The organism is Streptomyces sp. NPDC060205 (assembly GCF_042728395.1).
Lineage (GTDB): Bacteria > Actinomycetota > Actinomycetes > Streptomycetales > Streptomycetaceae > Streptomyces.
Map to the genome: position 1 here is coordinate 1 of NZ_JBHWZP010000303.1, position 10,995 is coordinate 10,995.

Annotated in this window: 9 protein-coding genes; 1 reads left to right on the forward strand and 8 read right to left on the reverse strand. The window is 72.0% G+C overall.

The window, feature by feature from the left end; all coding sequences use genetic code 11:
- The first annotated feature begins 103 nt into the window (after positions 1–103).
- Complete coding sequence (locus ACFWGJ_RS35310) at positions 104–1,492, forward strand: OFA family MFS transporter (protein ID WP_387332763.1); 1,389 nt, start codon at positions 104–106, stop codon at positions 1,490–1,492.
- 169 nt (positions 1,493–1,661) lie between these two features.
- Here ACFWGJ_RS35310 and ACFWGJ_RS35315 read toward each other — a convergent pair whose 3' ends face one another.
- From ACFWGJ_RS35315 to ACFWGJ_RS35350, 8 genes are all read right to left on the reverse strand, one after another.
- Entirely contained in the window at positions 1,662–2,843 is a 1,182-nt protein-coding gene (locus ACFWGJ_RS35315; protein ID WP_387332765.1) for a sugar phosphate isomerase/epimerase family protein, read from the reverse strand.
- A gap of 187 nt (positions 2,844–3,030) precedes the next feature.
- Entirely contained in the window at positions 3,031–4,467 is a 1,437-nt protein-coding gene (locus ACFWGJ_RS35320; protein WP_387332766.1) for an alkaline phosphatase family protein, read from the reverse strand.
- Positions 4,464–5,633: a metabolite traffic protein EboE gene (gene eboE / locus ACFWGJ_RS35325; protein ID WP_387332768.1), complete on the reverse strand. Its 1,170-nt coding sequence runs from the start codon at positions 5,631–5,633 to the stop codon at positions 4,464–4,466. Before eboE ends, ACFWGJ_RS35320 begins: the two co-directional genes overlap by 4 nt.
- A 3-nt stretch (positions 5,634–5,636) precedes the next feature.
- On the reverse strand, positions 5,637–6,542 hold the full coding sequence (locus ACFWGJ_RS35330) for a TatD family hydrolase (RefSeq protein ID WP_387332769.1): 906 nt from the start codon (positions 6,540–6,542) through the stop codon (positions 5,637–5,639).
- Positions 6,542–7,297 carry an EboA domain-containing protein gene (locus ACFWGJ_RS35335; RefSeq protein ID WP_387332771.1) on the reverse strand — a complete coding sequence of 252 codons (756 nt, stop codon included), beginning with the start codon at positions 7,295–7,297 and terminating at the stop codon, positions 6,542–6,544. Before ACFWGJ_RS35335 ends, ACFWGJ_RS35330 begins: the two co-directional genes overlap by 1 nt.
- Complete coding sequence (locus ACFWGJ_RS35340) at positions 7,294–8,274, reverse strand: sugar phosphate isomerase/epimerase family protein (RefSeq protein WP_387332773.1); 981 nt, start codon at positions 8,272–8,274, stop codon at positions 7,294–7,296. The genes ACFWGJ_RS35335 and ACFWGJ_RS35340 overlap by 4 nt, the downstream gene beginning before the upstream one ends.
- Positions 8,271–9,275, reverse strand: a complete 1,005-nt coding sequence (locus ACFWGJ_RS35345) for an SCO3242 family prenyltransferase (RefSeq protein WP_387332776.1) — start codon at positions 9,273–9,275, stop codon at positions 8,271–8,273. The genes ACFWGJ_RS35340 and ACFWGJ_RS35345 overlap by 4 nt, the downstream gene beginning before the upstream one ends.
- Before the next feature lie 395 nt (positions 9,276–9,670).
- Positions 9,671–10,870: an inositol-3-phosphate synthase gene (locus tag ACFWGJ_RS35350; RefSeq protein WP_387332774.1), complete on the reverse strand. Its 1,200-nt coding sequence runs from the start codon at positions 10,868–10,870 to the stop codon at positions 9,671–9,673.
- Positions 10,871–10,995: the final 125 nt, after the last annotated feature.

The following is a 10,995-nucleotide window of genomic DNA, read 5'->3' on the forward strand; positions in this document are numbered from 1 at the left end:
GGCCGACGGTGCGCGTCGGCCCGCCCCGGGACCCGTGCGCACACGAAAGGCATTGGACAGGGGGCGCTGGCCAGATCTTTCGACGCAAGGGGTGCTACCAGACATGACAACCACCGACATCACGACACCCGTCCCCTACAGGGAGGTGACGGACCGAAACGGCCGCCTGTACCGGATCGGCGAGACCGACCGGGACGTCATGGGGCGACCACGCTGGACCATGGTGCTCTTCCCCTGGATGGGCATGCTCGGCATCAGCTCCTCGGAGTACGCGTTCACCTCCGCCGAGGACACCCTGCACGAGGCCCACCTGTGGAACAGTGGGCACATCTTCTGGCTGATGGGCGTCTGGATCTTCTTCCAGGCGGCCGTGGCCTTCCCGGCCGGCCAGCTGCGCGAGAGCGGACGGCTCCCCGCGCGGTACGCCATGATGCTCGGCGCGTGCGGCACGCTCCTGGGCTATCTCTCGCTGGCGTTCGCACCGCATGTGATCGTCGCCTACATAGGCTTCGGCATGTTCAGCGGCATCGGCGCCGGACTCGTCTACGCGACCTGCGTGAACATGGTCGGCAAGTGGTACCCGGAGCGCAAGGGCGGCAAGACCGGCATGGTCAACGGCGGTTTCGCCTACGGTTCCGTGCCCTTCGTATTCCTGTTCACCTCGTACATGGACCTGTCCAACTACGAGACGGTGCTGGTCTTCGTAGGCGTGATCTGCTGCACGGTCGTCGCGGTCGCCGGCTGGTTCTTCAAGGACCCGCCGAAGAACTGGTGGCCCGCGCACGTGGACCCGCTGAAGACCTCGACCGACCCCCGCGTCGTCCGGGCGCTGGCGAAGAACCCGCCTGCCGTCAAGCAGTACACACCGCGCGAGGCGGCCAGGACGCCCGTGCTGTGGATGATGTGGTTCTGCCTGCTGTGCACGGCCGGCATCAACATCTTCGGTATCGCCATGCAGGTCCCCTTCGGGAAGGAGATGGGTTTCGCCGGCGGCATCGTGGCCACCGCCATGTCGCTCAAGGCCATCGTGAACGGCACCGGACGGGGTGTGATCGGCTGGATCTCCGACCGCTACGGCCGCCGGAACACCCTCGTCATCGTCTGTATCGTGCTCGGCTGCTCGCAGTTCGGCGTGTTCTTCTCCGGGAACATCGGCTCGATGCCGTTCTTCCTGGTCTGCTCGATGATCTCCGGCTTCGGCGGCGGCGCGATCTTCCCGCTGTTCGCGGCGATGACCGCGGACTACTTCGGTGAGAACAACAACGCGTCCAACTACGGCATGGTCTACAGCTCCAAGCTCATCTCCGGTCTCGTCGGCTCCGGCGTGGGAGCCGTCGTCGTGAGCGCCTGGGGCTACGGGGGCGCCTTCGCCCTGGCCGGCAGCATCGGCCTCGGCTCAGCGGTCCTGGCGCTGTTCCTCCGGGCGCCCGGCAGGCCCAGCCCCAAGAGCGTCGTCCCCAACCCGCACCCCATCGGTGAGGAGATGGCCTGACCGGTGTTCCCCACGCCGCATCCGTCCCCGGCCTCCTGCAGCCCCGAGATCCGCTTCAGTCCTTGAGAACGACGGCGGTCCTCCCCACGACAGTGCGTGGGAAGGACCGCCTGTTGTACGTCCGGGGCGCGTACCGAGCACGTGCGGGACGCGCGCGGTGCCGCCCGGATCAGTGCTTCTTGGAGCGCAGGGCCGCGAGGTTGTCGTAACTGATCTTGGCCTCGCGCAGCGACTGCGCGGGGTCGGTGGCACTGGGCGAGTTGTCGTCCTCGACCATCGGGTTGTGGTAGTTCCGGTCGCCGACCCGTGAGAAGAACGTGGTGTAGTCGATGACGCCCGTTCCGAAGGGCACCATGTCGTAGCCCATGCCGTTGGTGGTGCTCACGACACCGTCCTTGGCGTGGAACAGCGGGTAGCGCTTGTTGTGCCGGGAGACGAGCCCCGCCGGGTCGAAGACCTTCTCGCGGGTGGAGCCGTCGTGGGCGGTGTAGGTGTGGAACTTGTACTGGGCCACGTGCGCCCAGAAGATGTCCATCTCCAGCCAGACCAGCTTCGGGTCGGTGACCTTCAGGAAGTACTCCAGCTTGCGGATGCCGGAGCTGCGGGTGGGCCGGCCCTGTGCGTCGAGCGGGCCCCCGTCGAGGAGGAAGCCGTACGCCGCGTCGTGGTTGTGCGTGTACAGCTTGATGCCCTCGCGGCGGGCGATCTTGCCCAGCGCGTTCCACTTCTCGCCCGCCACGTCCCAGTCGGCCCGGTAGGAGCTGCCGGTGGGGTCGCCACCGGTGCCCATGTGGTCCATGCCGAGGATGTTGGCGATCTCCAGGTGCTTCTTGAAGGTGTCCAGGTCGGCGGTGGTCAGCGGCCAGGAGGGCGGTATGAAGCCGTGGTTGCCCTGGGCGCGCAGCCCGTACTCGTCGAGCCAGGAACGCAGCAGCCTGGCGCCCGCGACGGACTCCAGGGTGGCGCCGCCCGGCGCGTTGGCGTGCTGGTTGTAGCCGGCGAACTCCACCTGGCGGTATCCGTGCCGGGACAGCTGCTTGAAGACCTCGCGGAAGCCGGAGGGCAGGTCCGAGGCGAGCGGGTCGCGGGCCGTGGCGTCCCGGACGGTGTAGAGGATAATGCCGCGCTTGCCCGGCGGGACGAGGACGTGACCGCGGCCGTGACCGTGGTCATGGCCGTGGCCTCTGCCCCGGTCCTGGGCCAGGGCCAGGGCGGGTGAGGCTCCCAGCACCGGGGCGGCGACCGCCCCGGCGGCGACGGCGGTGCAGGTGCTGAGGAAGCGGCGGCGGTTGACGCCGAGCGCGCGACGCAGGGCGTCGCCGGATCCGGATTCGTCGTTGAACGCGGTCACGGTGTCTCTCTTTCGGTTGGTGCACGACCGTGTACGGCCGTGTGCGGGATCGGCGTCCGGCTGGGACGGTAAGCCTCTGGCCAGGGGAAATGGCGAGGAGCATGAGAGTTGTCCACAGGCCGGGCACGGTGTCGGTGCCGTGTGTTTCACTTTTCGTGTTCGCCCGTCCGGTCGGTCCCGGGTGCTGTCACCCGAGGCCGGCCAGGTCGAGCAGCAGGGATTTCACATCGGTGGCCGCGACGCGGTCGCCGACAGCGCGGGGGGTGGAGCAGATGATGAGCGGACCTTCGTCGTCGCTCAGGGGGAGGCGGCCGTGGCTGCCTCGAATAGGTGAGGGATCGAGGGGCACGACCGCCATGCGGTAGCGCATGCCGAGCTTCTTGCGGGCCAGCGCGCCCGCGGCCTTGACCTTGACGTACGGGTCGAGCGGATCCATGAAGAGTTCGACCGGGTCGTAGCCGGGTTTGCGATGGATCTCGACGAGCTGCGCGAAGTCGGGCGCGCGGGCGTCGTCGAGCCAGTAGTAGTACGTGAACCAGGCGTCCGGCTCCGCGACGGCGACCAGTTCGCCGGAGCGGGGGTGGTCGAGGTGATGGGTCTTCTTGCCCTCGTCGTCGAGGAGTTGCTCGATGCCGGGCAGGTCCGCGAGCGCGGCCTTGGTGGCTTCCATGTCCTCGGGGCGGCGCACGTAGACATGGGCGATCTGGTGGTCGGCGACGGCGAAGGCCCGTGAGGTCATCGGGTCGAGGTACTCCATGCCGTCCTGGGTGTGCACCTCAAGGAGTCCGGCGCGGCGCAGGGCGCGGTTGATGTCGACGGGGCGGTCCGCGCGGGTGATGCCGTACTCGGACAGGGCGACGACGGTACGGCCTTCCGCGCGGGCGTCGTCGAGCAGCGGGGCCATGGCCGCGTCCAGGTCGGCGGCCGCTTTCAGGGAGCGCGGGTCGTCGGGGCCGAAGCGCTGCAGGTCGTAGTCGAGATGAGGGAGGTAGCAGAGGGTCAGGTCCGGCCGGCGGGTGGCGATGACGTGACGGGTGGCGTCGATGATCCACTGGCTGGAGACGAGGTCGGCGCCTGGGCCCCAGAAGTGGAAGAGCGGGAACGTGCCGAATTTCTCGGTGAGTTCGTCGTGCAGGGCCGGGGGCCGGGTGTAGCAGTCGGGTTCCTTGCGGCCGTCGGCGTAGTAGACCGGACGGGGGGTGATGGTGATGTCGGTGTCGGCGCCCATGGCGTACCACCAGCAGATGTTGGCGACCGTGTAGCCGGGGTGGACGCGCCGGGCGGCGTCCCAGATCTTGTCGCCGGACACCAGGCCGTTGTGCTGGCGCCACAGCAGGACGTCGCCGAGGTCGCGGAAGTACCAGCCGTTGCCGACGATGCCGTGCTCGGAGGGGTGGGTGCCGGTCAGGAACGTGGACTGGGCGGCGCAGGTGACGGCGGGCAGGACGGTTCCGAGGTGGGCCTCGGAGCCGGACTGGGCCAGGGACTTGAGGTGGGGCATGTGATCGAGGAGCCGGGGGGTGAGGCCGACGACGTCCAGGACGAGGAGAGGAGTGGGTGAGGAAGGGCCGGCGGCGGTGGCCGGTTCGGCCTGGGGCTCGGCCGGGGTCTCGGGGATGCTCACGGCAGCTCCTTCAGGCCGAGGTCTGTCAACAGGTCTCGGGCGAGGGTGAGTTCGGCGGCGATGCCGTCGGCGAGCTGTGCCCGTGCGCGGGGGCGCAGTTCCGGCGGGAGTGCCTGCCAGGTGTAGGTCTCGACCTCAAGGTGACGGGTGAGCGGCTGCGGGCCGCCGACCAGCCGGGTCAGCGTGTCCTTGAGTACGGGCAGCGTGGAGGTGAGGGGCGCGGCGGGAGCCGCGTGCAGCGGTACGTGGAAGTGGGCGCGCCACGGTGAGGCGTCGGGCAGCGCGTCCTCCTTGATGGCCTCGCCGAGGTCGTCGGTGCCGCGGAGCCCGGCGGCGGTGAGGGTGCGGGTCTGGTGCAGGAAGCGGGGTTCGTCGAAGGCGGCGAGGGCCTCGCGGACTTCGGGGAGGTGGGGGTGTTCGGCGTGCAGGGCGGCCGACAGCTGGGACTTGACGACGGGGACGCCGGCGGCGGCCAGCCGGTCCAGGGCGGTGTGCGGATCTTCGAAGGAGGTGGCGAGGTGGCAGGTGTCGACGCAGATGCCGATGCGGTCGCGGCCGATGGCGGCGAGCGGGGCGATGGCGTCGGCCGTGGTCTCGACGGTGCAGCCGGGTTCCGGTTCGAGGCCGATGCGGATGGAGCGGCCGGTCAGTTCCTCCAGCGCGTCGAGGCGCTCGGCGAGTGTGCGCAGGGCCGTGTGGGCCAGGGCGGCACGGTCGTCGTCGTAGGCGGTGCGCCAGGCGAGCGGCAGGGTGGAGATGGTGCCCTCGGTGACGTCGTCGGGGAGGAGTCCGGCGAGCAGGCGGGCGAGAGCCGTCGTGTGGTCGAGGCGTTCGGGGTCGGCCCAGTCCGGCTTGTAGACGCGGTACTTGACCTCCTCGGCCCCGAATCCCTCATAGGGGAAGCCGTTGAGGGTGACGACTTCGAGGCCCCGGCTGTCGAGTTCCGTGCGCAGGGAGCGCAGGGCGGACGGGTCGGTGACGAGGGCGCGGGCGGCGTCCTTGGCGAGCCACAGGCCGATGCCGAGCCGGTCGCGGCCGAGCCGCCTGCGCACGGGTTCGCAGTGGTCGCGGAGCTGGGCGCGGACCCCGGCGAGGGTTTCCGCGGGGTGGACGTTGGTGCAGTAGGCGAGGTGGACGGTGGAGCCGTCGGGGTGGCGGAAGCGCATCGGTCACGCCTCCGTGGTCGCGGTCGCGGTCCCGGGCTCGGTCGCGGTCTCCGGGGCGGATTTCGGGACCCCTCGGAGGATGGAGTTGCCCTCGTGGGTGGCGTCCGTGTCGGCGAGGTCGAGGTCGAGGCGCCCGCTGAGGCCGTAGAAGGCCACGGGGTTGCGCCACAGCACCTGGTCGACGTCGTCCTCGGTGAACCCGGCCTTCAGCAGGGCGTCGGCGACCTTGCGGGTCTTCAGCGGATCGCTCTTGCCCCAGTCGGCCGCGGAGTTGACCAGCACCTTCTCCGGTCCGTACTCCTGAAGGACCGCGACCATCCGTTCCTCGTCCATCTTGGTGTCCGGATAGACGGAGAAACCGAGCCAGCAGCCGCCGTCCTTGGCCTCCTTGACCGTCGTCTCGTTCAGGTGGTCGATCAGGACGTGGTCCAAGGGCAGTGCGGACTCCCGGACCACGTCGAGGGTGCGGCGCAGACCCGCGAGCTTGTCGCGGTGGGGCGTGTGGACCAGCGCGGGCAGCGCGTACTCGGCGGCGAGCTGGAGCTGAGCGGCCAGCGCGGTGTCCTCGGCGGGCGTCATCGAGTCGTAGCCGATCTCGCCGACGGCCACCACGTGGTCCTTGACGAGATAGCGGGGCAGTTCGTCGAGGACGGGCACACAGCGCGGGTCGTTGGCCTCCTTGGGGTTCAGGGCGATGGTGCAGTGGTGGGCGATGCCGTACTGGGCCGCCCGGAAGGGCTCCCAGCCGAGGAGGGCGTCGAAGTAGTCGAAGAAGGAGGCGGGTGAGGTGCGTGGCTGCCCGAGCCAGAAGGCGGGTTCGACGACGGCACGGACGCCGGCTTCGTACATGGCCTCGTAGTCGTCGGTGGTCCGTGACGTCATGTGGATGTGGGGGTCGAAGATGCGCATCAGGACTCCTTGCCGTCGGGACCGCGCGTACCGTCCGTGCCGTCCGTGCCGTCCGTACCGTCGGGGGCGGTCGGATCGTCCGGTACGTCGGTTCCGGTGGGGGTGGCCGGGTGCCCGGTGAGGGCCAGGACGCGGAGCAGGTCGTGGGGGACGGGACGGTCGGCGGCGGTGCGTTCGGCGGCGTAGTCGCCGAGCATGCGGGCGAGTTCGGCGTCGCCGCGGGCCCGGTCGCGAAGACCGGCCACGGCGTCCACGGGCACACCGGTGAACAGGCACTTCAGGACGGCGTGCCGCCAGCTGTGGGCGTCCAGGTGCCGGGCGGCGTACGGGCCGACGGCCGCGGCCACCAGCCGCGTGTCGTTGGTGCGCAGGGCGTCCTCGACGACCGGCAGGGCCTCGGGTCCGGTCACGAGGTGCGGCAGGGCCTCCAGGACGGCTCGGCGTTCGTCGGCGGTGCCCTGGCGGTAGACGCGGGCGAGGGTGGGGGCGTCGGCCCGGGCCGCGTACAGGAGGAGTACGCGGGCCGCCTCCGCGTAGTCGGGTCCGCAGCGTCGGCCCGCCTCGGCGATGCGCAGCTCCCACACGGAGATGGGTCCGCGGGTGCCCGGGTGGGCCGCCGCCTCGTCGAGGGCCTGGTCGAGCCAGGCCCGGGCGGCGCCGTCGAGGAGGGAGTTCAGGCGGGCGTGCAGGGTGGTCAGGGCGGGCGGGGTCTTTGGCGGGAGGGTGGCGCCGGGGGCGTCGTGGAGGTCGTTCACGAGGTTCTCCCTTCGAGAACGCCTTCGGCGGCCGGCCGGGGTTGGCCGGGGTTGCCCCGGGGGACGGAGGCCGAGGCCGCGTGCTGGAGGAACGGGAGGGACTGCTGGGCGAAATGAGGGCCGGCGTGGGAGTGGCGGGGCAGTTCGACGGAGACCAGGCCCCGGTAGCCCACGGCGGCGAGGGCTTCGAGTACGGGCGGGAAGTCGATCTCGCCGTCGCCGAAGGGGAGGTGTTCGTGGACGCCGCGGCGCATGTCCTCGATCTGGACGTGCTTCAGCCAGGGCGCGGCGGAGCGTACGCAGTCGGCGGGTGACTGCGGTTCGAGGCACTGGCAGTGGCCGATGTCGAGGGTGAGTCCGAGGGCGTCCGGGCTGCCGAGTGTGGTGCGCAGCCGGTGGAAGTCGTCGAGTGTGGCGAGGAGGTGACCGGGTTCCGGTTCGACGGCCAGAGGGATTCCGGCGTCGGCGGCCACGTCGAGCACGGGGGTGAGCGCTTCGGCCAGACGCTTCCAGGCGGTGTCCTCGGCGACCGCTCCGGACTCCTCCTTGGGGAGGACGCCGCTGAAGCAGTGCACCGCGTGGGCGCCGAGGTCGCCCGCGATGCGGACGGCACGGACGAGGAGGTCGACGCGCCGGGCCCGCTGGTCGGGGTCCGGGTCGAGGAGGGACGGGCCGTGCTTGCGCCTGGGGTCGAGCACATAGCGGGCGCCGGTCTCCAGGGTGACGCCCAGGCCGAGTTCTTCCAGTCTGCGGGCGATCTCCCGGGTGCGGGCGGCGAGGCCGGGAGCGAACGGGTCGAGGTGCATGTGGTCGAGGGTCAGTCCCACACCGTCGTAGCCGAGGTCGGCGAGGAGAGAGAGGGCGTCGTCCAGGCGCAGATCGGTCAGACCGTTGGTGCCGTAGGAGAAGCGGAGGGGGTGGGGCGTCGGCCGGGCGGCGGGGTGCGGGCTCGGCAGAGGGTTCGGCGAAGAGGTCATGTCACGCTCACCTTTCGGCTGAACCTGCGGGCGGCCGGGGCGAGGGCTGCCGTCAGCAGGGCCGTGACGGGGGCTCCGGAGCGGGCGGCGAGGGCCGCCTGGAGCGGGATCATGGCGCGGATTCCGCCGCCGACGGCTCTCTGCGTCAGTGGGGGTGACGGGTTGAGGGCGGCATGGAGGAGGGGGCGGGCGGAGGTCACGGCGTAGAGGGTGGTGAGTGCTCCGCTCAAGGAGGCGATGTTCACGGTGACTCCCCTGGACCGGGGAGGGGGGTACCTGAGGCCGGGAGCGGTCGGGGCGTGCTGCGGTGGCCGGCCGCTCGCACGGGTGGCGCTCGTCGGGTCGTCGCGCCTCAGGGCGCCGGCCGTCCGGTCGTCGCCCGTCCGGTCGCTGCGGGTCAGGTCCTCGCGTGACAGGGACCAGGTCAGGGCTGTCGTCGTGGCCAGCGCGGTGAGCGGCGCCCAAGGGGAGCCGCCCTGGGTCTCGTGGCGGGAGACCGTGGTGACGGCCAGGGTGTGGGTGGCCAGGGTCAGGGCGGACGGCACCGCCTTGCGGGTGTCACCGCCCGAGGCCACCCCGCCGAGGAGGAGGTCCAGGCCCCGGGCCGCGGCCATCGCCACAGGGCCCGCGGGCGTGCGCTTGAGGACCAGGTCGTACGACCAGACCGTGGCCGCCAGGGCGCCGGCGACCGCGAGCGGCCGGCGGCCCGCGCGGGACGCGAGGGCCAGGCCCGCCAGGGTCAGGCCCCCCGCTGCCGCGAGGGCGGCGGCCGGCTTCACCCGGCCGGAGGGCAGCGGGCGGTGCGGGCGGTCGACGGCGTCCTCGGCGCGGTCGGCCCAGTCGTTGAGGGCCATACCGGCCTCGTACAGACACAGGGAGGAACCGATGGCGAGCAGGGTTCGGGGGTTCGGGCGGACCCCTGCGGCGGCGGCGCCCGCGAGCGCGTCGCCGGGGACGGTGAACAGGGCGGGCAGGCGCAGGAGTTCCACCCAGGCACGCAGTCCCGCGCCCGCCGCGCGCGGCCTCGGCCCCGTCCGCTGCCCCGGTTCCGGTTCCGGCGACCGCCCACGCCCCGCGTCCCGCCGACCCGGCTCAGGAAGCGACGCCGCGGTCGGGGTCCCGGTCGGCTCGGCGGCAGTCTGTCGCGGTGCCCCCGCGACGGCGACGGCGACGGCGACGGCCGCGAGCTTCCGTGGTGTGCCGGTACCGGTGCCGGTGCCGCTGCCGGAGCGGTTCGGTGCTCCCTGCCCGGCGGGCCATCCGAGCCGTTCCCGCCACCCGGACACGCCACGTGCGCCGAACGCGCCGCGTGCGCCGAAAGCTCCCCGCGGGCCGGGCGCACCGCTCGCCCCGGGTGCCGCACCCCGTCCGGGGCGTATCAGCCCGCGCAGGCCGGTCATCGGGCCCCACCCGCTGCTTCCTGCGGGGCCGTGCCGTCCGGGGGCACGGGAGCGCCCGGCCCGGGCGGTCGCGCGAGGTCGCGCAGGCGTCCGGCGAAGCCGATCAGGTGGGCGTACTGCTCGCCCAGGGGCGCGGGGCCCTCCCCCACCGGGTCCTTGAAGTAGAAGCCGAGTTCGGCGAGCGGGCCCGAGACGCCCAGTTCGTGGGCGCGGGAGACCAGGCGGGCCAGGTCCAGGATCAGCGGGGCGGCGAGGGAGGAGTCGCAGCCCTGCCAGGTCGTCTGGAGGACCATCCGGGTGCCGAGGAAGCCGTCGAAGGCGATGTGGTCCCAGGCGGTCTTCCAGTCGCCGAGGGAGGGCACGTCGTCGATGTGGGTCTCGCCCTCGGGGACCGTGCCGAGGGTGTCGGCGAGGACGCGTTCCTTGCCGGCGTTCTTGGCCGCGGCGGCGGCCGGGTCGGCGAGGGCCGCGCCGTCACCGCCGCCCAGCAGGTTCGTACCGGACCAGGCGCGGACGGCCAGCGCGCGCTGCGCGAACATCGGGCCGAGGACGGATCGCAGCAGGGTCTGGCCCGTCTTGCCGTCGCGGCCCGCGTACGGCAGCCCGGACGAGGCCGCCGCCGCTGCGAGGCGGGGGTGGTGCAGGCCCGTGGACGGGGTGAAGTTGACGTACGGGCAGCCGGCCCGCAGTGCGGCGGCGGCGTACAGGGAGCTGGCGGGGAGGGTGTCGCCCTCGGGGACGGGTTCCGTGGAGGACACGTTCACCACGACGGTTCTGGCGAGTCCGCCCCGGTGGGCGAAGTCGCGGATGTCCTGGGCGAGGGCCTCGATCAGTTCGTCCTCGGTCCGGGTGTCGCCGGGGAGCGGGCCGCCGATCCTGATCTCCCGGTCGGCGGCGGCCAGTTCGGCGGCGACGGCGGACGGGAGGTCATGGGGCAGGACACCGCCCGCGGCCAGGGACTCGGCCCGTTTCGGCAGCGGGCAGTCGACGACGTCGTGGCCGCCGAAGACGAGTGAGGGCAGGGAGGGCAGGCCGGCCTCGTGGAAGGCGCCGGTCTCGGTGACCATGCCGGTCGGTGGATGGAGCCCGGCCGTGACGGCCGCGCAGCCCGCGACAGCGGTCGTGGCGACGGAGCCTCGCGCTCCGATCAGCCACACTCCGACCCGAGAAGGGGAAACAGACGGTTCGGCGGACATGGGCAGCCTCCCTCTCAAACGCGAACTCATCGCGAACTCAGCGCGAACGCAACGCGGAAAAGCCGGTGCCGGAGGGTGGAGGTGGAGAGGTCAAGACGGCGGGCGGGGGTCCGGCGTCCCCCGCC

Excerpts from the sequence above, each read along its gene's own strand:
- ACFWGJ_RS35310 (WP_387332763.1), top strand. The coding sequence starts at position 104 with ATGACAACCACCGACATCACGACACCCGTCCCCTACAGGGAGGTGACG.
- eboE (WP_387332768.1), bottom strand. The coding sequence starts at position 5,633 with ATGCGCTTCCGCCACCCCGACGGCTCCACCGTCCACCTCGCCTACTGC.
- ACFWGJ_RS35330 (WP_387332769.1), bottom strand. The coding sequence starts at position 6,542 with ATGCGCATCTTCGACCCCCACATCCACATGACGTCACGGACCACCGAC.
- ACFWGJ_RS35340 (WP_387332773.1), bottom strand. The coding sequence starts at position 8,274 with ATGACCTCTTCGCCGAACCCTCTGCCGAGCCCGCACCCCGCCGCCCGG.
- ACFWGJ_RS35350 (WP_387332774.1), bottom strand. The coding sequence starts at position 10,870 with ATGTCCGCCGAACCGTCTGTTTCCCCTTCTCGGGTCGGAGTGTGGCTG.